The sequence below is a fragment of the Paenibacillus sp. Aloe-11 genome (assembly GCF_000245715.1).
GTDB classification, from domain to species: domain Bacteria; phylum Bacillota; class Bacilli; order Paenibacillales; family Paenibacillaceae; genus Paenibacillus; species Paenibacillus kribbensis.
Genome location: NZ_JH601045.1, coordinates 43,061 through 68,860, shown reverse-complemented (window position 1 = coordinate 68,860; position 25,800 = coordinate 43,061). Strand labels below are relative to the sequence as shown.

The 25,800-nt window shown below is 45.6% G+C and carries 26 protein-coding genes; 8 read left to right on the top strand and 18 right to left on the bottom strand.

Annotated elements, in window-relative coordinates; translation table 11 throughout:
• The 4 genes from WG8_RS27850 to WG8_RS03645 form a co-directional block, all read right to left on the bottom strand.
• Positions 1-67: ATP-binding cassette domain-containing protein (locus WG8_RS27850; RefSeq protein WP_232289044.1), on the bottom strand; the 67-nt coding region annotated here is incomplete at its 3' end.
• Between the two features lie 103 nt (positions 68-170).
• On the bottom strand, positions 171-758 hold the full coding sequence (locus tag WG8_RS03655) for an ECF transporter S component (RefSeq protein ID WP_007428739.1): 588 nt from the start codon (positions 756-758) through the stop codon (positions 171-173).
• A gap of 157 nt (positions 759-915) precedes the next feature.
• Positions 916-1,674, bottom strand: a complete 759-nt coding sequence (locus WG8_RS03650; RefSeq protein ID WP_007428738.1) for an energy-coupling factor transporter transmembrane component T family protein — start codon at positions 1,672-1,674, stop codon at positions 916-918.
• The gene (locus WG8_RS03645; RefSeq protein ID WP_007428737.1) at positions 1,658-2,254 is read right to left on the bottom strand and encodes a GNAT family N-acetyltransferase; all 597 of its coding nucleotides are present in this window, start codon (positions 2,252-2,254) and stop codon (positions 1,658-1,660) included. The genes WG8_RS03650 and WG8_RS03645 overlap by 17 nt, the downstream gene beginning before the upstream one ends.
• Before the next feature lie 255 nt (positions 2,255-2,509).
• Between WG8_RS03645 and WG8_RS03640 the strand changes: the two genes are divergently transcribed.
• The 3 genes from WG8_RS03640 to WG8_RS03630 all read left to right on the top strand — a co-directional run bounded on the left by WG8_RS03640 (position 2,510) and on the right by WG8_RS03630 (position 4,261).
• Complete coding sequence (locus tag WG8_RS03640; RefSeq protein WP_007428736.1) at positions 2,510-2,989, top strand: GAF domain-containing protein; 480 nt, start codon at positions 2,510-2,512, stop codon at positions 2,987-2,989.
• An 89-nt stretch (positions 2,990-3,078) separates the two neighbouring features.
• Complete coding sequence (locus WG8_RS03635) at positions 3,079-3,519, top strand: hypothetical protein (RefSeq protein WP_007428735.1); 441 nt, start codon at positions 3,079-3,081, stop codon at positions 3,517-3,519.
• 277 nt (positions 3,520-3,796) lie between these two features.
• Positions 3,797-4,261, top strand: coding sequence for an AbrB/MazE/SpoVT family DNA-binding domain-containing protein (locus WG8_RS03630; RefSeq protein WP_007428734.1), 465 nt, complete (start codon positions 3,797-3,799; stop codon positions 4,259-4,261).
• A 260-nt stretch (positions 4,262-4,521) separates the two neighbouring features.
• On the opposite strand, the gene WG8_RS03625 is transcribed toward WG8_RS03630, so the two are convergent.
• The 5 genes from WG8_RS03625 to leuB all read right to left on the bottom strand — a co-directional run bounded on the left by WG8_RS03625 (position 4,522) and on the right by leuB (position 9,956).
• The gene (locus tag WG8_RS03625) at positions 4,522-5,808 is read right to left on the bottom strand and encodes a 2-hydroxycarboxylate transporter family protein (RefSeq protein ID WP_007428733.1); all 1,287 of its coding nucleotides are present in this window, start codon (positions 5,806-5,808) and stop codon (positions 4,522-4,524) included.
• A gap of 109 nt (positions 5,809-5,917) precedes the next feature.
• Entirely contained in the window at positions 5,918-7,177 is a 1,260-nt protein-coding gene (locus tag WG8_RS03620; RefSeq protein ID WP_007428732.1) for a 3-isopropylmalate dehydratase large subunit, read from the bottom strand.
• 18 nt (positions 7,178-7,195) lie between these two features.
• The gene (locus WG8_RS03615; RefSeq protein ID WP_007428731.1) at positions 7,196-7,693 is read right to left on the bottom strand and encodes a LeuD/DmdB family oxidoreductase small subunit; all 498 of its coding nucleotides are present in this window, start codon (positions 7,691-7,693) and stop codon (positions 7,196-7,198) included.
• A gap of 15 nt (positions 7,694-7,708) precedes the next feature.
• Positions 7,709-8,854 carry an aconitase family protein gene (locus WG8_RS03610; protein WP_007428730.1) on the bottom strand — a complete coding sequence of 382 codons (1,146 nt, stop codon included), beginning with the start codon at positions 8,852-8,854 and terminating at the stop codon, positions 7,709-7,711.
• 1 nt (position 8,855) lies between these two features.
• Positions 8,856-9,956 carry a 3-isopropylmalate dehydrogenase gene (gene leuB, locus WG8_RS03605; RefSeq protein WP_007428729.1) on the bottom strand — a complete coding sequence of 367 codons (1,101 nt, stop codon included), beginning with the start codon at positions 9,954-9,956 and terminating at the stop codon, positions 8,856-8,858.
• Positions 9,957-10,608: 652 nt separating this feature from the next.
• Between leuB and WG8_RS03600 the strand changes: the two genes are divergently transcribed.
• The gene (locus WG8_RS03600) at positions 10,609-11,634 is read left to right on the top strand and encodes a LacI family DNA-binding transcriptional regulator (protein WP_007428728.1); all 1,026 of its coding nucleotides are present in this window, start codon (positions 10,609-10,611) and stop codon (positions 11,632-11,634) included.
• A 104-nt stretch (positions 11,635-11,738) separates the two neighbouring features.
• On the opposite strand, the gene WG8_RS03595 is transcribed toward WG8_RS03600, so the two are convergent.
• The 8 genes from WG8_RS03595 to WG8_RS03565 all read right to left on the bottom strand — a co-directional run bounded on the left by WG8_RS03595 (position 11,739) and on the right by WG8_RS03565 (position 19,384).
• The gene (locus WG8_RS03595; protein WP_007428727.1) at positions 11,739-12,728 is read right to left on the bottom strand and encodes a D-isomer specific 2-hydroxyacid dehydrogenase family protein; all 990 of its coding nucleotides are present in this window, start codon (positions 12,726-12,728) and stop codon (positions 11,739-11,741) included.
• A gap of 525 nt (positions 12,729-13,253) precedes the next feature.
• Positions 13,254-13,820 (bottom strand): NAD(P)H-dependent oxidoreductase, encoded by a 567-nt coding sequence (locus WG8_RS03590; RefSeq protein WP_007428726.1) that lies wholly within the window; start codon positions 13,818-13,820, stop codon positions 13,254-13,256.
• 399 nt (positions 13,821-14,219) lie between these two features.
• Complete coding sequence (locus tag WG8_RS03585; protein WP_007428725.1) at positions 14,220-15,638, bottom strand: aldehyde dehydrogenase family protein; 1,419 nt, start codon at positions 15,636-15,638, stop codon at positions 14,220-14,222.
• Between the two features lie 88 nt (positions 15,639-15,726).
• Complete coding sequence (locus WG8_RS03580) at positions 15,727-16,956, bottom strand: MFS transporter (protein WP_007428724.1); 1,230 nt, start codon at positions 16,954-16,956, stop codon at positions 15,727-15,729.
• 40 nt (positions 16,957-16,996) lie between these two features.
• Entirely contained in the window at positions 16,997-17,452 is a 456-nt protein-coding gene (locus WG8_RS03575; RefSeq protein ID WP_007428723.1) for a MerR family transcriptional regulator, read from the bottom strand.
• Positions 17,453-17,809: 357 nt separating this feature from the next.
• Positions 17,810-17,911, bottom strand: a complete 102-nt coding sequence (locus tag WG8_RS27845) for a hypothetical protein (protein ID WP_007428721.1) — start codon at positions 17,909-17,911, stop codon at positions 17,810-17,812.
• Positions 17,912-18,023: 112 nt separating this feature from the next.
• Positions 18,024-18,608: a TetR/AcrR family transcriptional regulator gene (locus tag WG8_RS03570; RefSeq protein WP_007428720.1), complete on the bottom strand. Its 585-nt coding sequence runs from the start codon at positions 18,606-18,608 to the stop codon at positions 18,024-18,026.
• 164 nt (positions 18,609-18,772) lie between these two features.
• Positions 18,773-19,384, bottom strand: coding sequence for a pyridoxamine 5'-phosphate oxidase family protein (locus WG8_RS03565; RefSeq protein WP_007428719.1), 612 nt, complete (start codon positions 19,382-19,384; stop codon positions 18,773-18,775).
• Between the two features lie 114 nt (positions 19,385-19,498).
• Between WG8_RS03565 and pdxR the strand changes: the two genes are divergently transcribed.
• The 3 genes from pdxR to WG8_RS03550 all read left to right on the top strand — a co-directional run bounded on the left by pdxR (position 19,499) and on the right by WG8_RS03550 (position 22,417).
• Positions 19,499-21,025 (top strand): MocR-like pyridoxine biosynthesis transcription factor PdxR, encoded by a 1,527-nt coding sequence (gene pdxR, locus WG8_RS03560; RefSeq protein WP_007428718.1) that lies wholly within the window; start codon positions 19,499-19,501, stop codon positions 21,023-21,025.
• 194 nt (positions 21,026-21,219) lie between these two features.
• Entirely contained in the window at positions 21,220-21,711 is a 492-nt protein-coding gene (locus tag WG8_RS03555; RefSeq protein ID WP_007428717.1) for a hypothetical protein, read from the top strand.
• A gap of 115 nt (positions 21,712-21,826) precedes the next feature.
• On the top strand, positions 21,827-22,417 hold the full coding sequence (locus WG8_RS03550; protein WP_043890751.1) for a DUF421 domain-containing protein: 591 nt from the start codon (positions 21,827-21,829) through the stop codon (positions 22,415-22,417).
• A 24-nt stretch (positions 22,418-22,441) separates the two neighbouring features.
• Here WG8_RS03550 and WG8_RS03545 read toward each other — a convergent pair whose 3' ends face one another.
• Positions 22,442-23,080 carry a pentapeptide repeat-containing protein gene (locus WG8_RS03545; RefSeq protein ID WP_043890750.1) on the bottom strand — a complete coding sequence of 213 codons (639 nt, stop codon included), beginning with the start codon at positions 23,078-23,080 and terminating at the stop codon, positions 22,442-22,444.
• Between the two features lie 168 nt (positions 23,081-23,248).
• On the opposite strand from WG8_RS03545, the gene WG8_RS03540 reads away from it, so the two are divergent.
• Positions 23,249-25,800: DUF5695 domain-containing protein (locus WG8_RS03540; RefSeq protein WP_007428715.1), on the top strand; the 2,552-nt coding region annotated here is incomplete at its 3' end.

Sequence of the window (25,800 nt, the reverse complement as noted above, 5' to 3'; positions counted from 1 at the left end):
GCAGCTGGCACAGCGTAGATTTCCCACTTCCGCTGGCTCCGACAATCGCTACATGCTCACCCACCATAATGTCCAGCGTCAAGCCATGTAACGCCGACTCCGCCTGATCATCATAACAGTAGCCAAAATCCTTCAAGGACACGGCTATTTTATATCCAGAATCATAATCGCTATGCACGCGAAGAGCGTCCCAGTTCAAACCGTTTTAACAGCCCCGTGCGATTCAAGGCATCGCCCAGCACTTTCGTGAGCAGACCACAAAGGATAATACCGCTGAGGATGCGCACGACCAGTGTGATCGTCAGCACCTTCCAGCCCCAATGCATATAACCAAACATATTGGCTGCCACGATAAACCACAACGGAACCATAGCTCCACCCGCCAGCATCAGCGAAGCCAAATTCCAGCGTCGATAGCGCAACAAGGCAAATACCAGCTCAGCAACGATCATATAGCAGACAGCCGCCGCGATTATAGCAGCGAATCCGTAAGCAGAGCCGATAAAGGACTGTACCACTGCGCCAAATGCATAAGCGATAACCGCTGTACCCGGCTTGCGAATAATGTAATAGGCCAGCAAACCGTATATCATATACAGTCCGACAATAGTGGAAGTCGCGATAGGTCCTCCCAGACTGTTTAACGTTTTGTTAACCAGCGACAAATAAACAGTCATGACGCCGTTCAACGTCGCCAGCATCGCCATCAGTACGATATCCAGCGTCGTAAATTTTGCGAAAACACGAGATTCCTTCATATGTATTTTCATAACTCCTCTCATAATTTACATGTTTAAGGTAACAGCCCCGGTTCCTAAACAAGCTGCTACTGTATAAATGTATTCACCCGCACCCATATTGTCAACCTAAATTTAATTCAAAAGTTGACAATATGAGCGAAAAAGAGGTTGTTGTTTATAAGCTCCACCATAAAACAGCCGTAGCTATTACAGCAACCACAGCACATATGTAGCCGAAGCGGTCATTGCCCAGTTCGCGAAGATAGGTACGGTCCGCATATGCCCCAAACCCTTTTCCCTCCATTGCCAGCGCAGTCTGCTGGACCCGTCTCACTGCATTCACCAGCACTGCAGCCGCATATCCACTCCAATAGGCTAATCGATTCCTCAGCCCTCGTGGAGGTTTCTGCCCACGAACCCGTTGCGCCGCCATAATGGTATGTCCTTCCTCTTCCAGCAAAGGCAAAAACGTCAGTGCCACCGAAATGCCGAACGCAAACCGATAAGGAACACGCAAACGCAGATTCAAGGCCTGTACAAAATCTCTGGGGTCCGTTGTCGAGAGATAGATATAAGAAGCCAAAAACAGTACAAAAATCCTCAGTGTCAACGCCCCCGCGATATCCAATCCTTCTGTTGTAATCCCAATCGGTCCCCAGGACATCACGGTATGTCCTTCTCGAATCGCTAGAATAGACAATATAAAATACGGAATACCCACACCAATCAGGAACGACATCGCCCGAAGCTGGCGTACCAAGGTCAACCTTGCGCCTAGCCAGGCCACAACGATCAGTACAGCCAATAGCGCCGCTTCATGCAGGGTCGAATCCCATGCCATCGACAGCAGACTAAAGCACCCCACCCATATCAGCTTACTTAATGGCCCCAGCCTGTGCAATAGCGACGCCCCGCCGTTATACTGAAACAGCATTTCGTTTCGCCTCCAGTCTGAGCCACTCTTCATGCAGTAAAGAATACATGAGCATGTCCTTAAAGCCTGTAGATGTATGCTGGATCTGCCGCAACAGCCCTTCCTGTGTCCAGCCCATGGAGGACAGCAAGGCTTGCGAGCCTGTATTACGCGGGTCGACCAATGCTTCCATCCGATTCAACCGTATCGTGTCATACCCGAATGACAGCACCAACCGAAGCGCCTCGGTCATGTAGCCCTGCCCCCAATAGGGCTTGGCCAGCTCATAGCCAATTTCAGCTTTATAAGCCCCCTCCGTCTGCCAATAATTAAACCCGCAGCTTCCAATCAGCTTCCCGTTCTCCTTCAGTTCGATCCCCCAGCGCAGTGCATCCTCCGTCTTCGCCAGTTCATTCAACAACTCAATCATATCCTCTGCATCCTCACGTCCAGACATGCCGGAAAGGTTCAAATAACGGCGAACCTCCGGATCAGACCAGCACATGAACATCATAGCAGCATCCGTGGTTTCCATTCTTCGCAGGCGAAGACGCTGGCTTTCCAGCGGTGGTATATGCCCCTTGCATGCATATGCACACATGTCCAATCATCCTTCCAGATTAAAATGACAACAAATATACGCTACATTTAAGCATACACCTCCAACAAACACAACCTTCTTTAAAGTACGGAGATGATGGAAAGGCTACAGGTGGATTTCCTCTTGACTGAATGTATACAATCGTTATATCTTAAATTAATTAACCAATGGTAAAAGTCACTTGAATAATTACCTATTTTTAGTGGTTTATACAACATATTATGTAAAAATCAATGTTAGGAGCGTGGACTCTACATGTTTCAAGCTATCCCTTACGAAGGCACTCGTCAGGAACAATTCGAATCCGTTCTCGGGCAACTCCGGGCACTTGTTCACGATGAATCCAATACCATTGCCAATCTGGCAAACGCTTCTGCGCTACTAGGTCATTTTCTGCCGGATGTTAACTGGAGCGGCTTCTATCTTTATGATGGCACAGAGCTTGTACTTGGTCCTTTCCAGGGCTTGCCTGCATGTATACGGATTCCACTGGGACGCGGCGTATGCGGTACAGCCGCAGCAGAACGGAGAACGCTTGTCATTGACGATGTGCATGCATTTCCAGGACATATCGCCTGTGACGCTGCTTCCAATAGCGAAATCGTTATTCCTCTGATCAAGAACGAGAAACTGATTGGAGTGCTGGACGTTGACAGCCCGCTAAAAGGCCGTTTTGATCATGAAGATCGTGTATTCCTAGAGGAATTTACGTCTATTCTGGTGTCCAGCCTGTAGCCAAATTGTGCATATATATTGTCTTCCTTCGCCACAATAAATGAGGGTTCTAAAACCTAAAACTACCTGGCGAAGGAGATTAATGATCAATGTACAACACCATGGGTCCACAACAACAGCTTCATCAGTGTGAACAAATTATGCAGCAATTGGTACAACAAACACAACAAGGAACTGCCATGTATCAGCAGTTGCTGCAACAAGAGCAACAAAATGCATCCAGTCTTGAAAGCCTGGTGCAACGTGAACGTAATGCAGCTCAAATGATCCAAACCGCAATCCAGCACCACCAACAAGCTATGCAGCAATACCAGCAAGTCATTCAATTGTGTAATCAGTTGGAAAACACGATCCGTTCCAGCAGCCAAATGACTCAGCCCGGATTTGGCGCTAACTACGCCTCCCGCAGTATGCAGCCATCCTCGTATGGTACAGGCAGCCAAATGGGTCAAAGCTTTCCGCAACACATGGGTATGACTGGGCAGCATTATGCAGGCAGTGGTAACATGCAACAATATGGAAAACAATAACCAGCCAGGCATGAGAGCGACACACAGCATGTAAAGCTGCTCTACGCACTAAAGGGATGAACAGCAGCCCATCGGATTGGCTTGCTGCCCATCCCTTTTATACTTCTTCTCACTGCCTTGTCCACCGGCTGCCTAGCAAGCATATGCTGTGTGCTTCATCCGTTCGATTTCGTCAGGCGCCATTATTTACTTAATATATGCGATTGCTCCTCTAAGCCTATTCTTTTTCATCCTCTTCATTTAGTATTATAAGGATATAAAAAAAGGAGGTTATCATTTGAAAAGTACAGGTATGACACGTCCCCTAGATGCGTTAGGCCGTATCGTCATCCCCAAAGAAATGCGAATTTCCATGGATTACAATGTGGGGGATCCTGTTGAGATTTTTGTAGATGAGGAAACCGGTGTTCTCGCCCTACGAAAATATACGGGGGTGACATGCAAAATGTGTGGTTCAACAGAGCAGCTGACTTATTTTAGAGACAGCTTTATTTGTGGGGAATGTATTGAAAGCTTAAAGAACGGTACGAATTTTAGTCCCATGATAAGGCCAGCCAAATCTACTTTAGCCACCAGAGATCGCTCTGACAGGGAGCCCAAACGTCTGCGCCGATCGACACAACAGATGCTCAATAGCCTGAAGGAATTAATGCACAAGCACCCCAATGCAGCACAGCACGAATATGCCAAAATACTTGAGGTCTCCCAAGCCCGTATATCCCAGCTCAAAAAAATGCTATAACTACAGCTTGCTACCCTACATAGTCTACATCAGAGATTCATCATGTACAGCTACTTTTGAACCGTGATACGCGTCACCATAGCTAACCGACAAAAACCATGGACGTCCATGGTGAGAATTCTATACTGGGCATAAAGAACCACCGGAGCTTTTGCAGGCGAAATCCTGTATCCGGTGGTTCTTTGTATCTTGTGATAATGAAAATAGAAGGACGATTTTGCGCAAAAATGAATTTGAGACCTATACAACGGAATGGGTATTTATAAAAACAGTGGCAACAAGAGGCTTATTTCAATCAGCATAATAGCCCCACCGACACGATTGGCAATGGATGCAAAGGGCATCATTTCCATTCTGTTGGAAGTGGAAAGAACAGCTATCGCGCCTGTACCTCCAAGGTTGCATACATTTAGTCCAACTGCGATACCGCTATCAATCGGATAAAGCTTGAACAATCTTCCCACAATAATTGATCCAATCAGTGATCCCAAAACACCCATGAAAATGATCACCAGATTGGAAATCGTAAAGTATTCTCCGCACTTGGATAGATCAAGCGAGGCAATACCAATCCCTGTAATCAAAAACGGCAAGAAATTCTTGATCATGAACACATTCCAAAAGTTACTGGCATCACATACTTCGTTATCCAAAAATCCAGTCGCTTTGACAATAATGACAAGGATAGCTGCCCATGCGATTTGATTAAGCTGAGGAACAATACCGTTCAGAATACTGCCGGCTACCATAAAAACAACCGAGATCAGCAAACCCATACCCAATTTTTTATAATCGTCAGAGGAAGCAGGGCGTTTCTCTTCTTTTTCACTCAAATTAGCGTCGTTATTCATTAGAAGGTTGCCATTCCCGGTTAACGATGGCTTGGCTTCTCCCAGCTTATTAAGCAGACCGGCAAATACAACAGCGACGATATTGGCAACATTAATATAGACTAGAAAAGGACCCGAATAGGTTCCGGCATCTTGACCAAAAATGGAGCTATACATCGCAGGTACGGTTGCAATTGCACCGGATGATCCACCCGCAAAGTTGGGGAGACCTACCATGAATATACCATCTAATAGCGAGGTTCCCGTAATAACCGATCCCAAGTAGAGGAATAGGAAGGCAAAAATATGTGTAGCAATAATACAAGGTAACAGCCTGATGGTTACGGTCAACAATGTCTTTCGGTTCATACACAAGATGGAGCCAATGAGAATGGCCGCAATAAAGAGATTCGGAAATCCCAGTCCTCCACCCATCAAGCCTTTAATACTTGTCTGTAGATTAGCTGGCACCAGGTGAAAATATACTAACGCTGATCCGGCAAACAACGGTAACAGTATGGGACCTCCAAACCAGGTATTAAAGATAGGAATGATAGAGCCTACCCATGTAAAAATCCCCCCCATGACGAGCAAGAAGGCAAACGTTCCCACAAAGTCGTTGGTGATAAGCCCTGTATAGGTGGCCACTAATACGATCGCAGCAAATGGAATAAAGTATTTTAGTGGAAATCCGGCTATTTTAATTTGTTTGTTCATGAGTATCTCCTAAATGTTTGTCAACTACGTGTTTTTTTTCACATGCAATATCCCCAGATACCATTGAAACAATCGGCTTCAATAATATCTGGTTCCGTGGTTATCCGTATCAAGCCTGATGAGTGACTGGATTCGTAATGACACCTGTCAAAGCAGAGGTTGCAGCAACGGCTGGTGATGAAAGATAAATCAGTGATTTTTTAGTTCCCATTCTACCAATAAAGTTACGATTATTTGTTCCGAGTACGACTTCACCATCGCTTAGCAATCCATAGGGTTGTCCACAACACAAGCCACAACATGGATGGGATACCATTCCCCCAGCATCAATAAAGGTTTTAATATACCCTAGACGCATAGACTCTTTAAACACATTGTTGGTAGCTGGAATAATCACGAGCTTCAGATATTTAGCAATCTTTTTCCCCTTCAAAATCTCTGCGGCGACGGCCATATCCTCAATGCTGCCATTGGTACAGGAGCCGATGTAAACCTCATTCAGCTTGGTCCCCTCTACTGCCGAGATACCATGGACATTGTCCACACCCTGCGGACAGGATAGCTGTGGCTCAAGTTCACTTACGTTATAATGAAGCACTTTTTCATATTGGGCATCTTCATCCATTGTAAGCCATGAAATTTCACTATAATCCATACCATAGTAGTCAGCCGTTTTTTCATCCACCTCAAACAATCCGCATTTAGCGCCTGCTTCCAAAGACATATTGGCGATTGTGAAGCGTTGGTTCATACTCATGCTTTTTACGGCTGAACCCGTAAATTCGAGAGATTTATACTGACCCCCGTCTGATTTGATATCTCCGAGGATTTTCAAGATAATATCCTTCGCGCTTACGCCATTTTTGAACTCACCATCAATAACAATTTTTATAGCTGATGGAACCTTGAGCCATATTTCCCCTGTAGCAAGCGCCGCCGCCATTTCGGTGTGACCAATACCTGTACAAAAGCACGCAGCTCCCCCATAAGTAGTTGTGTGGCTATCTGTGGCAACTACCACATCACCTGGTTTGGCATAGCGCAGTTCATGCATTAGGGAGTGACTAATCCCTTCTCCTTTATGAAGGTTTTGGATATTCAGCTTTTCACAAAGCTCAAGCCCGTCTCTAAAATGCTCCGGATCTGTGGCTGCCTGATTGGTTGGCATCAGGTGATCCAGCACAATGACTGCCTTTTCCGGATGTAAAGCTTTCGTAACCCCCATATCTTTTAAGGCTCGTTTTAGGAATGATGTATAAATATCATGAATCATATATCGATCCGGGTAGGCGATAACAATGTCGCCTGGCTTGATATTTTTTTCACCCGTATTGTGTATCAATAGTTTTTCGGCTAATGTGGACCCCATCTGAGTATTCTCCCTTCCCTACTTGCTGTTTTGCATTCTTTTGATTGTATTTTTGACCAGACCACCATCCTGAATAATCGCGAACAAATTATCAGGCAATTTTGAAATTTCAAACTCTTTGCCGTTGACGGTTACTTTTTGGTTAACTTCGACCGTCAAGATATCGCCTTCCTCACAGCTTTCAGGAATTTCTTCGCTTTCAATCAACAACATGCCGTTATTAATGGCATTTCTAAAGAAAATTCTTGCAAATGATTTTGCGACAATACACTCCACACCATGTACATTGATGGCCTCAGCGGCCATTTCCCTGGAAGAACCACAGCCAAAATTTTTCCCCGCCACCAAAATATCCCCCGGCTTAACCTCTGAAGCAAATTCCGGACGAAGTGTCTCCAAACAGTGTGAACCCATTTCTCTTTTATCCAAAATAACACCATGGCGACCCGCGATAATCGTATCTGTATCTACATCATCCGGTAGCTTCCACACTTTCCCGCTAAATTTCTTTTCCATATATAGTTCTCCTTTTTATTTAGTCGTTTCGCATACATATCCAGTTAGAGCAGCAGCGGCAACCGTGGCGGACGATGCCAGAAAGACGTTAGAATCTTTGGTCCCATTACATCCGGCGAAGTTCCAGCAGCTGGCTGACAACATATTTTCTCCTCTACCCACAACACCCTTCGATGTGGTCAAACAACTTGCACACCCAGGATTAATAATCTGAGCACCACTATCAATGAACGTTTCCAGGAGTCCTTCTTCCATTGCCTTTAAGTAAACTTCGTTAGTCTCCGGGCTAATCGTGAGGCGTGTATAGGTAGCTACCTTTTTGTCTTTTAGAATTTCAGCAGCTTGTCTCAGGTCCTCAATACTTCCGCCCGTACATCCCCCGATAAAGCATGCCGCAACAGGTGTATCCTTGAGCGCTTTAACGGATTGGGTTTGATGAATGGAGCCTGGCAAGGCTACTGCAGGTTTAACTGTGCTCAAATCATACACATCCGTTGTATGAATTCCTTGAGGGTTAAGCTGAATAAATGCGCTGACTGCACCTGATCTTGCTGCCAACAAGCAAAGGTCGACTTTTTGTTTGTTGTTTAGGGACTGAACCCCTTCACCCACAAATTCAATCACTTTGCCAGCATATTTCTCCTTTGTGCTTTCATCCAGGAACGTCAGCATAAAGTCTTTCATGGTAGAAGCCGGGGAAAGTGAACCCTTCAGCTCAACATGCACCGTTTCAGGAACGGTCAGGGTCAGTTCACCCTTAACACAAACATCAATGATTTGTTCAGACTCAATATGCAGGCCCAAAGCACCTTTCGAACCAAAAATACTATTATGCATACCGGTCGAAACAACTACATCTCCTTCTTTGACGTACTTGTTAAGCAGGATATGGTAACCAATTCCTTCAGCCTGTACAAATTCAATATGATGTTCCTGAGCAAAATGTATAAGCTTCTTTTGAATCTCAGCCGAAGTAAAGCTACCTGCTGGAATATCGTAATTCAGAATCACAATGAGCTGATCTTTGTTGGCTAATGTTTTTATTTCACTCAATGTATTCACAAGTTCAAGATCCAAACTATCGTTCAGAACAATATAGTCGGGTTTAATCGTCACTTCATTTCCTACTGATGCTGACAATACATGTTCGATCATTGCCATTCTAAATAAACTCCTTTTTTAACTGTCCTATGTGGTCAGCAATTTTAGTGCCTAGCTCTTTGGTTCCTACCAGGGTTTTGCCAGGCGAATAAATATCTGGTGTCGCATAGCCTGCTGCAAGAACATCGGCCACAGCTTTTTCTATGATTTTCCCTTCCTGTTCAAGCTGGAACGAATAGCTTAGCATCATGGCCCCCGAAAGAATGGAACCAATCGGATTGGCCATATTTTTTCCAACAATCTCACGATTGTGATTATGAAGCTGATTCGTTTCAAAGATCCCTTTGCCGTTACTGTTAAGGCTTGCGGCAGGCAACAGGTTCGTAGCCCCTACAAGGGCTGTTATCTCATCTGAAATAATATCGCCAAACACATTCGTCGTTACGATGACGTCAAAGTTACTTGGATTCTCGATAATCTTCTTGGCAGCATCATCCACATACATATGCTCCAATTGCACATCCGGGTATTCTGAGCCAACTTCCGTTACGATCTCTCTCCACAGTTTGGAACTTTCCAAGATGACGGCTTTGTCAAGACTGGTCACTTTCTTTCGTCTTTGGCGCGCAAACTCAAAGCCATTGCGAGCAGTCACTTTAATCATTTCTTCGTTGTAGTATTCTTTATCAAATGCTTCTCTTCCGTCATGATTCATGCCCCTGTATTTTTCTGACATAATCATGCCACCTGCAAGGTCACGCAGCATTAAAATATCCATTCCATCTGTAATTACGCTCTCCTTAAGCGGGCAAAACTCAGATACGGAAGGAAGTATAAAGGCAGGGCGAATATTTGTTTTTAGTGCCAGATTTTTTCGTAAAGCTATCAATGCATAGTTAGGTCTTTTTTCTTTGGGTAAGTCTAAGTACGTATCAAGCCAAATATTTCCCAGTAGAACCGCATCACTTTCTTTGCATTGACGCAAGCTCTCTTCAGGCAGTGGATCTCCAAACTTTTCAACAGCAGCTGTCGCGGCACAACATTCCTCAAATTGAAATTGATGCCCAAATACCTTTCCAACTTGATTCATCACACGCATGGTCTCCGTGATAATCTCCTGCCCTATTCCATCTCCGGCAACAACAGCTATCTTGTAATTCACTTCCTACTCAGCACCTTTCTGATATGACGGACATGTTCACCTTTCACAGAATGAAATCCAATATGCTAGTTTCTCATCTCCCTTAGCAACCGAACCGAACACATTGTGCGATACTGTTCAAATTTTGCAAGCATCCAAGTTTAACGTTTTAGTCAAACGTTTTAGTTTAACGATATACCCATACTATAACTTCAATTTTTTTATGTCAATAATTAGAATTTTATTTAAAAATCGATTGAAATTTCAGCTTTTTAACTCTCTTCTAAAGTGCCTTTTTTCACCGAGGCTCATCCTCTTGGAACATTGCAGAAGAGAGCTCTCACTCCCTGCTCTGTTGCGGTTTTTTCGAATCATTGACAATAAATAAAAAGGTCTATATCATATGCAAGATATAGACCTTTTTATAACCAAATTATGTATTTAGAAATAAATAACAATCTCCATTTTCATTTGGAATATTGTATTCTACATGTAAGCCCCAGTTCCATCGTCAATGAAGCTTAGCAGCGGTTTTTGACTTTCTATAGACGACTGAATCGATTGAAGAGCCGATATGATTGTGGTAACATTTTCCATGATGTCATTCTTTTTCTACATATCCCGGTTATTTAAGCAACTGTTTCGATATTAACGTATCTTCAAGGAGGAAGCCATGGCAACTATAAAAGATGTCGCGAACCTGGCCAATGTGTCAGTGACCACCGTTTCTATTGTTATAAATGGGAAGGCCAAAGAGCGGAAAATACCGCAAAGAACCTATAATAAAGTGATGGAAGCTATGAATGCCTTGAATTATCACCCCAATTTAAGCGCAAGAAGACTACGCTCGACGGCTACCCCAAAACCAATCATCGCCTTGTATTGGCCATTAGATTACCGGACTAATATGCTAGCATCTTTTTTACATGGTATTCAGTCTGAGCTGAATGAAATGAATTATTCGTGTGAGCTTGTTATCCGCACCTATCAAAATAATGAGATTGACAAAGATGCTAACGAAATTATCAAAAACACGTATGATGGCGTTATTATTGGCGCAACCTCTCTCTCTGATTTGGAATATCTGGAGTCGCTGAACCCACGAATTCCACTCGTCTTGATTAATCGTGAATCCCAAAAGTATTCTACCGTTTCTGTAAACCATAACGATGTCGCCAATAAAGGCGCGCAATTATTATCTAAAAAGGGCTATCAACAGGTAAGTATCGTCATTGCCAACAACCCGTATGTAGGTGCCAGTCTAAGAACCAAGGCTTTTCTCAATGCATGTGCTCAAAACGGGATCACCATCGAAAAAGAGCATATCATCGAAATCCCAAATTCGACGGAGGGTGGCATTCTCGCTGCCAAGCGCTATTGTGAAATGGATCATCCGCCAAAAGTACTCTTTTGCGAATCGGATTCCATTGCTCTTAGTATGATTTATCAATTCAATAAAATGGGTGTTAAAATTCCCGAGGACATTGAATTGCTCTCCATTGGATTGACCGGGCCCGAGTCTACCATGTATTCGACTCCTCCCATTACCATCATCAATATGCCTTCCGAAAAGATTGCAGGTACAGCCATCTCTATAATTATCGATTCTTTGAATCAAGATAATACAGACGATAAGCTGTCCCCCATACATAAAACAATCATGCCTGAGGTATATATTAGGGATTCGTTTATGCTATAAGTTGTTCGTCTATATTTTGTGGCATTACAAAAAAAGTCATCTTTCCGTTTGGAACGTAGCCTAAACTACTCAGCTCCATCGGAAAGGTGACTTTTTTTAAGATTTTATAATTTTATTTCCCAGTCGCTCTTGCCTTCATCCATAAAGGATATCAGTGAACGAAGCGCTACCTCGACCATACCGTTAACAGCTTGGTCTGTATAAAAGGCTGTATGTGGAGTCACAATTACATTCGGGAATTGTTGCAAAATAGAAAACTGATGATTGGATAATATATTTTGACGGTGATCCTGATGGAAAATACTTAGTTCCCCTTCAATCACATCGAGAGCCGCAGCCCCCACTTTACCACTTTCAATATGGCTAATTAATGCATTTGTGTCGATTAACTCACCCCGACTGCAATTTACGATAACAACCCCATCCTTCATCTTGGAAATTGCGGCGTCGTCGATCATGTGATAGTTCGTATCCAACAGCGGGGCATGTAGGGTAATGACATCACATGTTTCAAAAAGCTCTTCCAGCGGGGCATAGCTCAGAATATCCAGAAGGTCTTGATTCTCATACACATCGCAGCCAAGGATTTCACAGCCAAAACCGGATAAATTCCTTGCTACAGTGGCTCCGATTCTTCCTGTTCCCACAATACCGATTTTAAGATCCTTGATGACTTTCCCTTGATTTCCTGCCACGGTGTAGTCTTGAGCGGTATTGCGAATCATGATTTGCTTCATTTTTCGAATACTCATCAATATGAGCATCGTTGTATAATCGGCTACGCTATTCGGAGCATACACCGCGTTAGAGAAACGTATGCCATATTCCTTTGCTGCTGCCATATCCACATTGTTATAGCCGGAACTACGAAGTGCAAGATACTTTACACCATGATCATGTAATGCTTTTAATACTTCTCGATCAGCCGTATTACTGCCCAATATCGTTACAGCTTCAAAGCCTTCTGACTGTTTGGCACTCTCAACATCTAAAATTTGATTCACATACGTAATCTCCAAATCCAATTCATTTTGGAATTTTTTAAAGGCATTCATTTCGTCTGGCCGTGCAGCATATGCTACTATTTTTTTCATAGTTATCCTCCTAAAAAATTAAAACACAATCCACAAGATCACATGGTTTTGGGCTAGCTGACAAAGTCCATGAAACTGTATTTTTCTCTTCCCCTCCTATCGAAAACAACGCTGATCACTTCTCATTTTTTAGAGTTCTCTTCTTCAAAAAATAGAGTCACTAACGAAAAAGAAGAATTTTCGAGCAATGCTACAGGAAAGTTTTGCACTTTTCTGTGATGCTTCTAACACTATGTAATACATTGTTCAATCTAACCAAAGGAATAAACACGATAGATATTTATCACTTTTTTTTCTATAAAAATTCTTAATATGTTCACCTAACAACGTTAATTGAAACTAAATTTTCGACTGTCATCGGTAATATTTCGACTTCAATGGAGGTAACACCATTGCCGCTTACAAAATTCTGCATTTCGTTTTGTTCACATATATTTAAAAATTACGTTTTAATACATTTTATTTAAGAATAGTAAAAAAAGAAGACTCTCTATTGCAAGCCTTCTTCTCCTTAGCCTATTTTTGTTACGCTTTGCTGGCCATGTCTGCAATTTGGTGAAGCCAAGCCTTGCGTGTATTCTCATCCGATTGGAGCACTGACTCAAAGAATATATGATACATGACATCAAGGCCACAATATTCGAATATTCCTTTGTCTGACGTCAAGCGAAGCGCTTGATCCATGCCAATGCTGGCATATTCTGCATGTGACTTTCCTTGCGTATTGAGGATAATCGCCTTTTTCCCCTTGAGCAGTCCCATTTGCACTCCATTGACATATTTGTATGCAAATCCATAGGAAAATACGCGGTCAATGTAGCCCTTCATGATGGCTGGCATCCCCGTCCACCAAATAGGATAAATAAAGGTGATCACCTCTGCCCATTGCAAATATTCCTGCTCCCGTACAATGTCTTCTCCGATTTCCCCAATGATCTCGCCGCTGCTGACCACAGCTTGAAAGTCGATCGCATAGAGATCGCGAACAACGACATCGTGCCCTTTTTGCTTTAATCCCTCGACCGCCGTGGTCAAAATCGCATGATTAAAGCTTTCTTGGGATGGGTGTGCATAAATAATAAGATGTTTCATGGTTTTCCCCTCCATTTTGGCATTAGCATATCAATTAGTGATTGATCAATTACATGAATATAAAAAAAATGGATTGTACTACGTTGTAGATTTATTATTCTTTGAATGTTCAAATAGATTTTGTTAGTGATTGATCAATCACTAATTGATTGGCCTCAGTATATTATATTCTTTTTCACTTTGCAAGTGCTTTGTTCAACTTTATATAAAAGCAGGTACCACGCTCTGAGCAAACGACAGTATCATCGATCACGCTGGCGGTAGGAGAAATAAAGCCTGTCTAATGCGATGGCATACGTATAGCTCATGCTCTATATCTGCATCAGACAGGCTTTATAATCTACGTTTTTACGTCTTTTCATAGACAAGGCTGCCTGCTGCCTTATGGCAAGAAACGGCTTACCTTTTAATAATGACCAGCTTGGTCTCCAGCATTTCTTCCATGGCGTATTTCACGCCCTCGCGTCCGGTGCCGCTTTGCTTCACACCACCATACGGCATGTGGTCGACACGGAAGCTCGGAATGTCATTGATCACTACACCACCAACCTCAAGCTTGTCCGCCGCATCCAGTGCAGTCACGATATTACGGGTATAAATCCCTGCCTGCAAGCCATAAATCGAATGGTTCACATGGCTTACAGCTTCATCTATAGAGCTCACCGGGTGAATCAGCACCAGCGGGGCAAACACCTCGCGACAGGACACTTTGGAAGTCGGGTCCACATTCAGCAGAACCGTGGGCTCCAGTATAGCGCCCTTGGCTTGTCCCCCCAGAGCGATTCTGGCACCTGCTTGAACCGCTTCATCCAGCCACTCACGGACACGTTGGACATCCTTGGCTGAAATGAGTGCGGATACGTCCGTGTCCGGCTCCAGCGGATCGCCGACTTTCAGCCGCTGCGTCGTCTCGATAAAACGGACAACAAAGGTATCGTACAGTTCATCAACAACGTAAATACGTTGAATCGAGATGCACACCTGTCCCTGATTGGCAAACGCTCCGCTCACACAGCGGTCGATGATCGCATCCACATCGGTGTCACGGTCGATAATGACCGCTGCGTTGGAGCCCAGCTCCAGCGTAACCCGCTTCAAGCCAGCCTTGGAGCGAATTTCCGTGCCCACCGCCGGACTTCCGGTAAAGGTGATATAGCCGACGCGCGGATCGGTGACAAGCACGTCCCCGATGGTTTTGCCGTCACCGCTGATCACGTTAAGCGCGCCGGCAGGCAATCCGGCCTGCTCCAGCAGCTCTGCGATCAGGTAAGCCGAGAGCGGGGTCTGCTCGGCAGGCTTCAATACGACCGTATTACCTGCCGCAAGTGCAGGGCCAACCTTGTGGGCGACCAGGTTCATCGGGAAGTTAAAGGGGGTGATGGCCCCCACCACACCGACGGGTTCCCTAAGCGTATAGGCCATACGGCCCTCGCCGCCCGGTGCGGCATCCAGCGGGATCGTTTCCCCGTGAATCCGCTTGGCTTCTTCGGCTGCATACTTGTAGGTCTGCACCGTCCGGTCAACCTCTGCCAGCGCAGCCTTCCATGGCTTGGACGCTTCGCGGGCAATGATAAGCGCAGCCTCATCACGCCGCTCCTCCAGCAGGTCAGCCAGCTTTTCCAAAATGGCTGAGCGCTGATGTGCTGGCATGGCCCGCATCCCGGCGCGTGCGTCAGATGCAGCCTGAATGGCAGCATGGGCATCCTCTGCTGTCGCCTCTGCTACCTCAGCAATAGCCTCCCCGGAATACGGTGATTTTAATGTCGTATACGCTTGAGCTGCTTTCCATTCACCACCAATAAATAAATGCTGCCTCATGCTTATGTCCTCCTGTGTTCTGAGCCATCAATCGTGACCAGAATATGTTTGTATTCGCTCATACTCTTTCCTCCTCAGAGGCTCAGTCTTAGTGTACATCGACCTGAATATTTTGCATATGTCGACGGCGTACGATCAGCACTGCTACACCCATCAATACCATCAATGCACCAAAATAAAACGGAGTTTCTGCTGTGTACCACTCTGACAGCTTCCCGGCAAGCCACGGCGAGATCGCACCGCCCAAAAAGCGCATAAAGCTGTATGCCGCAGATGCTGTCGAGCGCTCTACCGGAGCGGCCTGCATCACAGCGGTTGTAATCAATGTATTGTTGATCCCCAGAAAAACACCCGCCGCAATCACCGCGACAATGACCGTTGCTGGCGAACCTGCCACCGTCCCGACCGCCATAACGCCTAAATCAATGGCAAACAGCGTCAGCATGCTACTAATGGAAGATACCACGCTAAAGCGCGCTTGAATCTTTGGTGCTACAAACACCGAGGTGAAGGCCAGCATAATCCCCCAGCCAAAAAACACATAACCCAAACCATGCTCATCCAAATGCATGACATATGGAGAATAAGCCATCAACGTAAAAAATCCAAAATTATATAACAACGCTACAATACCGAGCGTGAACAAGGCCGGATAACTAAGCGCTTTGAACGGATCGGCAAGCGACCCGCGCTTGTTAGGCTTCGGAATCGAAGGCAGCATAAACGTAATGAACAAAAATCCTACAACCATCAGGACAGCAACACCAAAAAACGGACCGCGCCAGGAAATGGAGCCTAACTCACCGCCCAGCAAGGGGCCAACAGAAATCCCAAGACCCAGTGCAGCCTCATATAAAATAATGGCTTTGGCTGTTCCCGAGGTGGACAGACCCACAATCGCAGACAGCGCTGTTGCAATAAACAGGGCATTCCCCAGCCCCCAGCCTGCCCGGTAGCCCACAATTCCGCCTACCGTATTGGCGGTGCCGCCCAGTCCGGCAAATACAATAATAAACAAAATCCCGGTCAGCAGCGTCCATTTGACACCCAGTCGACTGGACACGACGCCCGTAATCAGCATCGCAACACCGGTCACCAGATTATAGCTGGTGAACAGCAGCGACACCTGGCTTTTAGTGGCATGAAGCTGATCGGCAATGGCCGGAAGAATCGGATCGACCAAGCCCAAACCCATAAATGAAATAACACAGGCAAAAGCAACCGCCCAGACGGCTTTGGGCTGAGACAGCAAGCCTGACTGTTTTTTCAACTCATCAGGGATTTTTAACTCACCATGTAAACTGTGTTCAAAACTCATGAATGATGTGACCTCCATATCTAATTGTACATATTCCTCGTTATGACGGGTCGCTGCCAAGCTCCTCATCCAGCAGAGCCTTCCGTTCACGAACCCTGACCCGCAGATCCTCCAGCTCAGTCTGGAGCAGGCGGATGCTGTTGATTTTCCCCTCCATCATTTCCAATTGTTCGTTCAGGGTGACCTCCATATCCACCAGCATGGCCCGGCGCTCAGCAGGTTGCAGATGATCCGTACGCTCGCGATATTCCTCTCGTTGACCCTTGAGCATCTCCGCTGCGGACATGTAGCGCTGCAGCTCTTGCAAGGAGAAACCAAGCACTTCCTTGGCGCTCACTATTTTTCTAAGTAAATCCACATCCTCCTGCGTATACAGCCTCATATTACCTTCGCTGCGCTGCGGGGAGGGCAACAAACCGATTTCCTCATAGTAACGAATGGTTCGCTTTGTCAGACCACTTTGCTTGGCGACCTCATCAATTTTATACGTAACCATGACACCCACCTTATGAAAAAGTTTATATATAAATATTACGCCTATATAACGTTAACGTCAACGTTAACTTAGAAAGACAAAAAAACCGCCTCTGTTCAAGGCGGTTCTGGTCCGGCTTATATGGCTTTATATGGTCACAGACCCGAGGCATCGGCGCTCAAGCCCATGAATACAGCATTAGATGAAGAAGGTACGAGTGATGATAACCAGCAAAATGAAGAGAACCAGAATAACACCAGTGGAAGTCCACATGTTGTAACCACCACAGCCACAACCTCTATCTACTTCACCCATCTCAAATTCCTCCTCTCCATTGATTACAGCAATTCGCCCAAATTTAAATTCTTGAGCTAAGAATCAGATGAAAAATGCTTTTGTGATAATAACAAGCAAAATGAAAAGTACCAGAATCGCTCCCATAGATGTAAAAGCTCCATAACCAGCGCCCATTCCAGACATGGTGATTCCTCCCTTCATGGTTTACAAGGCATCTTATGCATGTGCTATCATCCATGATAGGGACAAATGCCGCGCCGATCGCCCAAATATAGACCCTTATGCTGTAGCTCCGTTATCCTTCGGATGCCAGCATACCGTTATACAGCAGGTCTCGTGCCTGTTTGGCAAGTACAGATGGACTTTCGCGTCCAGGCAGCAATTGGGTTAGCGTCAACCGTTCAATCAAGCCGATGACACATTCTGCTGTCAATTCAGGGTTCAGCTCCTCACGGCAAGAACCCCAGCGCTGTGCCGCCTGCAAATGCTTTTTGATATGCTCAGCCATCTCCGCCTTAATTCGGACCGAGTCAGCCGCCTGATAAAACCCAACCCGGGTCATCGCAGGATTATTGGACAACATACGAAAAATAGCTTCCAGAAATACCTGTCCCCGGTTCAAAATTTCAGCTTTACTCTGGTCCGGCTCCACCTTCATGCTTTGCGTCGTCTCGTTCACCAAAGCACGGAAGCTCTCGACAAGCTCCTCATAAATCTGTTCCTTGCTTTCAAAATGAATATAAAAATCCGGCTGCGTTAATCCTGCACGTGCCGCAATTGAACTTACCTTTGTCTGATAAAAACCCGTCTGAGCGAACTCTTCAGCCCCCGCTTCCAGTAACAACCGTCGACTTTCCCGACTTCTGATTCCCGCTCTCATCACGGTCTTGCCCCCTTACTCCATAAATCTATCGTATTATAAGGTTCCTTTGCAGTAAGAACAACGGGCTTGAGAATGATATATACCCGTCCTTCAAAAGTCCTACCACAGAAGGTCTAAAGTATAATTAACCCATTAGACGATGAACGAGAGCGGGAATGTAGTTAGTGATGAGGACAATATTTGCGCATCATTTCAATCGTTGCCAGATCATCATCCAGCCCCCGTTTTTGCAAGCCATCCACAATCTGCTGACGCTCCTGACCTTTGACATTTTGGCCGAATTTGAACTTGGCAGTCCATTCATCCGGTACGATTTTGATCAGAGCGACCCCTTTCAGACGTGAAGCATACCGAGGATCACTGGCATCAATCGTGTCATAGCCGCCTTCCGGTTGCAGCTTGCTCATGAAAATGGAAAATGCCGCTGCCTTTTCTTCCAGATCAACTACAAGTTCAGCATGACCACGCACGGTAACGCTTTTAAAAAAGGCAGTCGCCGGGCATGCCATATGCTCGTCCGTAAAATAGGACGGAATCAGCGCATACTCCTTGGCGGCGGAAAATGTGACCCGGTTGTCCTCCTTCATCCGTTCCATCTTTTCTCCAACACGGCTGCCATGAATATAAAAAACACCATTTCCGTAAGCAAAATTCAAGGGAACCACACGCGGAAAACCATCCTCGCTGTTCAGACCTAAAAATCCGAAGCTGACCTCACTCAGAAATTGCTCTATTTCCTCTTCTTCTGCCACTGTAAATTCTTTTCTTCTCATAATTACTCCCCTTCCTTCTATTGACTAACGATACATTTCAGATTATGTTGAAAATGGATTAATCAAAAGAGCCAATTCGAACGAAAATAAATAGTCCAATTGAAGGAGTTGGGTATGGATATTACAGTTGCTTACCAGCGTGCTATTCAAAAATATCATCATAAATATTTGGCATTGTATCATGCTCTCCGGGACGGGATTCTTAACGGTTCCCTTGCCGGCGGTACGCGCCTGCCCTCCAGTCGTGATCTGGCTGTGATGTATGGAATTTCGCGTGGCAGTGTTGCCGAAGCATACGATATGCTGTTGGCAGAAGGGTATGTAGAATCGACGGTAGGCAGAGGAACCTTTGTTATTGAGCAGGCAGCGATGCAGTCGGACCCATTTCCAATCGGCCAGCAGAACCAGAATCCACCTGTTGCAAAGCAAAAAGCCCCCGCTCTGTCAGCCTGGGGACAACGAATCATGCAGTTGGAAAGGGAACGGGAGTTATTGTCATCTCCTGCTTTTGCTGCGGATCGAGACGATACGCAGCAGTCCTTGATTTCTTTTCAGGCAGGAGAAGTCGTATTAGAGGGCAGCTCACAGCTCGCATGGAAAAGTGCCATGGCTGCCGCTGGCAAAGACCTGCAAAAGCCTTTGTCTGACTCGGCGACTGTGTCGGTGAATGGCGATGAATGGCTGCGTGAAGCGATTTGCCATCATGTTGGCAGAACACGCGGGATTACGGCCCACCCGGACCAAGTCGTTTTATGCAGCGGCTCCATGGAAGTGATCACGCTGTTATGCCAACTGCTTATTGATGAACAGGATCACATTATATTGGAAAATCCCTGTTATTCCGGTATCCATCGTGCTGTTACAGCCTCGGGCGGACAGATTCAGGCAGCCGAGCTGGATCAGCAAGGAATTATTCCGCAGGATTGGGATTCCAGGCTACTGTTTGTTACGCCGGGACGACAGTTCCCGACCGGCGCAGTTTTGCCACTGGCACGGCGTCAGCAGATTTTGCAGTGGGCGGTATCCCGTAGTGCCTGGATTATCGAAGACGATTATGACAGCGAATTCCGCTGGGCCGGACGACCCATTGAGCCTTTAAAAGCATTGGATCGCGCAGATTGCGTAATCTATGTCGGTTCCTTTTCCAAAAGCATGTTCAGCAGTCTTCGACTCGGGTTTGCGATCCTGCCTGCTGCACTGGCTCAAGCGCTGACAGCTGCCAAGCGGCTATATGACCCCCTGCCGCCTGCCCGTTTGGAGCAACGGGCACTGGCACGTTTTATGATGCGCGGCGACTATGCTCGCCATTTGCGGCGGATGACCCGCATATACAGATCGCGCTACGACGTGTTCCAGCGCGAAATGCAGCAATTGAGCGAACTGTTTTACTGGCAGCAGAGCGATTGCGGGCTGCATGCCTATGCCATCTGGAAGCATGAGCATGCTCCATACCATCATTTGATGCGGACAGCACATGATTACGGAGTCACATGGCGGGATGCCGCCGATTACCAGCTGACCCCAGGTCCTCCAGCAGCCTGCTTTAACTTTGCCCATTTAACAGAGCAGCAGATTATTGAAGGCGCTAAGCGTCTGCGCCAGGCTTGGGACAGTATCAAACATCAATATCACGCAGTGTAGCAGAAGCTTTAAAAGGCGCTCGCCAACCTCCTATCAATACCCATGCTAGGATTGACGATGAAACGAAGGTGTCAATTCAGTGACACCTTCGTTTTTTTACATAACATAAAAAATATGGTATATTATTATAAAATCGTTGTAGCTTTTTTGAACATCATATTTGTTAGATAAAGAGAAAGGATGTGTTAAGACACATGAATAAGCCTGCTAAAATAATATCTATTCTTATACTTTCTGCGAGTGTTATGGCTGGTTGTGGAAATCAGGGAACAACAGTTTCATCTCCCGAGGGAAAAGCTCCAGCAGCTCCAGAATCAGTAGAAGCCAGTCAAGCAATCATCCTGCAAAGCCTGGACGAGATCAAGTGGGATGAAGTGAAAGACCCTTTGATTGAAGATGGCATGATAACAAAACTCAAAGCAGCCATCGCGGCCTTTGTTTCAAAAGATTTGGATCAATTCCATGCTGCGCTCAGCCCAACGGTCAAAACAGAGTACGATTATCTCCTGGATCAGCCCGTAAAGTTCACCAGTATTGCCAAAGCTGTAAAAGAAAATGGTCGGATATTAATACCCGTTGTAGGCGAACGGCTTAATAAAGAAGAAGGAGATTCACCCGATAAACGGTATACCTTCTATTTTGATAAAGATAAAGATGGAACGTGGCAAATTGTTTCAATTGACTAAGTCTATTTGCATTACATACCTAAAAGAAGAGGTTCTGTTCCAACCAGAACGTCTTCTTTTCTTTCTCTAGTGCTATAGAAAGCATCCCCGCCGGAACTTTTAAATCTCGTGATGTATGACCAGCATTTGTAAAGACAATACTGGTACAGGGATCACTATCGGTTCAATCGCAGCGGATATTGTTGGCAATAGTGAGACGCCTTTTTTTAATGGACTCATTAGTTTAGTCTGGTGGGTAATTCTCACAATTTTTATCGGATATATTGGCCTGAAATCAAGCAAAGCCCGAGTCCTGTTTGATGGGCAACCTACCATTCTCATAAAGGAAGGGAAAATACTTAAGAAAGCACTTCAAAGAACCCACCTCAATCTTGATGACCTTAGTATGATGCATCGAAAGAAGGATGTCTTCAGTTTTCAAGAAGTTCATTATGCAATTCTGGAACCTGATGGGCAATTTAGTGTTTTAAAAAAGAAGCTTAAGCAAACGGTTACCAAAGAAGACATGAACATACCAACCTCAACTTTTACTTATCTTCCTTCAGAAATCATTTCAGACGGTAAGATCGTAAAAAAGAATCTAATAGAACTGAACTTAACGGAAAAATGGGTGCATGACGAATTAAAGAAACATGGAATCCAGACAATACAAGAAGTCTTTTATGCAGAGATTCAAAAAGATGGTTCCCTTTTTATTAACAAATAGGCATATGAGGCAGTGTTAGTCCCCTTATTTAATGACTAGCCCCAGCAGCCCTACAAAAGACGAAGCTTGATGCGGCGAGATCATGCAACCGTTCAGGTCTTCGATATCCACCTGCAGTCCCTCAAACTCACAATCGCTCAAATCAATCCCTTTGAGCTTGGACCCCGACAGCATCGCCTGATCCAGATTACAGCGGGTAAAAAAGGTTTTCTGCAGCGTCAGATGATAAAGATCGGCGCTTACCAATGAACAGTCCTCAAAACCAACCTGCTTGAAATTGGAAAACCGAAACATCGAATAATCCCCTAAGCAATCCAGAAAACGAACGTTTTGGAGCCTGCTTCTGGAAAAGTCAGTGCCCAGCAATTTGCAATTTCTGAACTCCACCCGGTGAATAAAGGACCCGGACAGATTAACATTAGACAGATCACATTTATCAAAGATGACATCTGTCCATTCACTTTCCGGCAATGACGATTCCATGATGGTTACATTTTTAAAGGTCATCTTATCCAATGAAACCTTAACCACATCCATATGATCCAAAATCATATCCTCTACGGCCCCCGTACCAAGCTCGTCTTTGGAGCGTAAAGAGTACATTTCTTCATTTAGTACGGGTAAATCCACAGGAATCTTCGGTAACTCCAATTTCATTTTCATAATACCTCATCTCTTAAAATGCATGGTTAATCATAGTATAAGTGTAGCACATATGAATCTATTTTCTATCAATCTCCACATATAAGGTTACAAAAGTATTTCTCCTACATATATTAAAGTTGTGAGTATGAGTATGCTCTCACAAACCTTTTCAAGGAGGTTGGTAGCATGGCAGTACAGCTATCTAATCAAGTATTCTCCATCTCGGTCGGAGATTACGGGGATATCTCTTCCTTACGTCTGGTAGGAGACACATTCAATACGAATTATGTTATGAACGGCTCGAACGCACCTAATCAAAATACGTCAGACCACCAGTGGCTGGGTGAGCTTATGTTCACTTACCGTCTTGGTAACGGAGCATGGACGCGGGCATGGACAAGCAATTCTGCTGATGCTCGCAAGATCACCTCTTCCGGCAACAGTGTTCAGGTGACTTATCAAAATTCGTCAAATGCTCAGGGAATACGCAATTTTACTTTACTCGAAACGTATTCGTTGGTTAATGACTATTTGCATTGGCAAATGAAAGTAACCAACACCTCTAATCAAACGCTGGAAATCGGAGATTGGGGGCTGCCGCTTCCCTTCAATGAATTTTGGTCCGGCGGCAATAACGAACAAATCTATGAAACAAGAGTGCTCTCCCACTCCTTTGTAGGCCATAACAGCTCCTTTATTACCGCTGCACGGCCTAGCGGCATCGGGCCGTATTTACTGCTTATCCCGGATGCCTCTACAGGCTCGGGTCTCGAATATCAGGACCACTGGAGAGTCGAGGAGCATCCTGGCAGCACATGGGCGATGGACCAAGGCGGCTGGGCCGAGGGACTGAATGTATTTTATATTCACTCCAATGTTATTAAGAGCACCAACCGCGGTTATCTCGGGAGCACCAGTCTGTCGCTGGCTCCGGGCGAAAGCAAAACATACGCCTTTAAGTTTTTTAAGGTAGCGGACGAGCAGGCCGTGAAGGACAGACTGTACAGTGAGGGCCATGTGGACGTGACTGTCGTTCCAGGCATGATTGTCCCCACCAATCTCAAAGCGAAATTTGACCTGCATACTAGCAAATCCATCACCTCTGTTACCGCACAATACCCGTCCGAAACCACGATCAGCTATCTGGAAACAGCCCCTACAAACCATAAAATATATGAACTTACGCTCGGTCGACTGGGACACAACAATATAACTGTGAGCTACGGCAACGGCGAAAAAACGGTCCTTCAGTTCTATGCCATTGAGCCTGTCGATGCTGCGCTCCAACGTCACTCCACTTTCATGGTCAACAGCACACAATGGAATGTGCCGGGCGACCTGCGGGACAAGGTGTTTGACGATTGGATGATGCAGTATAAGGCCAAGCGCAACAGCTTTGCAGGCTACTGGGGCTGGGGTGATGATTGGGGTTTGACACACGGTCAGTTTCTGGCGGAGAAAAATGTGCAGAAGCCCGTGGCATCTGAGATCAAGGCGGTCGATGATTATCTGGAGGTGGCCATCTGGACGAATCTGATGGAAGGTCATCACACCGATTATCTGGTTCCTGATTTCCTGATGCCGCAGCCTAATACGACACCGACATACCGCGGCTATGCCTATCCGCATATTTACAACACGTTTTTCAGTATGTATAAGCTCGCCAAGCTATATCCCAACCTGATCAGCTACCGTAACAGCAAGAACACGTATTTACTGCGTGCGTATCGTATTTTCAAGGCATTATATGAAGGTCCTGTCGCTTATAACTGGAACACCGGACTCATGGGTGAGCTGACCACACCGGATATTATTAAAGCGCTTCAAGAAGAAGGCTTGACCAGCGAGGCCAACGACCTGATTGCCAAAATGGCTACCAAATACAACAATTTCAAAAATACCACCTATCCCTACGGCTCCGAGTACAATTACGACAATACAGGCGAAGAAGCGGTATATACACTCGCCAAAATGAACAGCAACACGACGATGATGAGCAAAATCAATGCCAAAACACGCGCAGCCCGCGGTCATATGCCTGTCTGGTACTATTACGCCGATCCAGTCACCATCACCGGGGAGAATTGGTGGAACTTCCAGTACACCACCTCGCTGGCGGGCTATGCGATGGACGATTGGACACGCCGTTATTCGTCCAAGCCCGAAGTGGACCAGCGTCTATCGTATGCCGCCAAGCTGGCGAACATTGGGGCGATTAACTCAGGACAGATCAGCTCTGATCCTGCCAATATCGGGGCGGTAGCGTGGACGTATCAGGCGGGCAAGGGCAATTACGGCGCTCTTGGTCTGGACGGCGGCCCCCTCTTTAACGGATGGCGCGGCATGTCCGGCGAAGCGGATCTGGGGCTGTTTGGAGCCATTAAAGTGCTAAGCTCGGATGTAGCTGTCGATCCGATATTCGGCTTGTTCGGCTATGGCTGCGACGTTACCGAAAGCAATAACAGCTATACGGTTACTCCAAAGGACGGCGTATTTCAACGTCTGCATCTGATCACCCAAAAGCTGAGTCTGGAGCTGAACCGGGACCAATATAGCCTGGCTATCGTGTCCAAGTCCAAAAACAACGTCCGCTTGACGTTGAAAAATACGACACCAGGCACAGCGCATACTACGGTTGTGACGATGACCGGACTCGCGGCAGGTACGTATGACGTGCTCGTAGACGGCACGAAAACCGGCTCTGTCACGGCTGTTAACGGCTTGGCAGCCACCGTCAG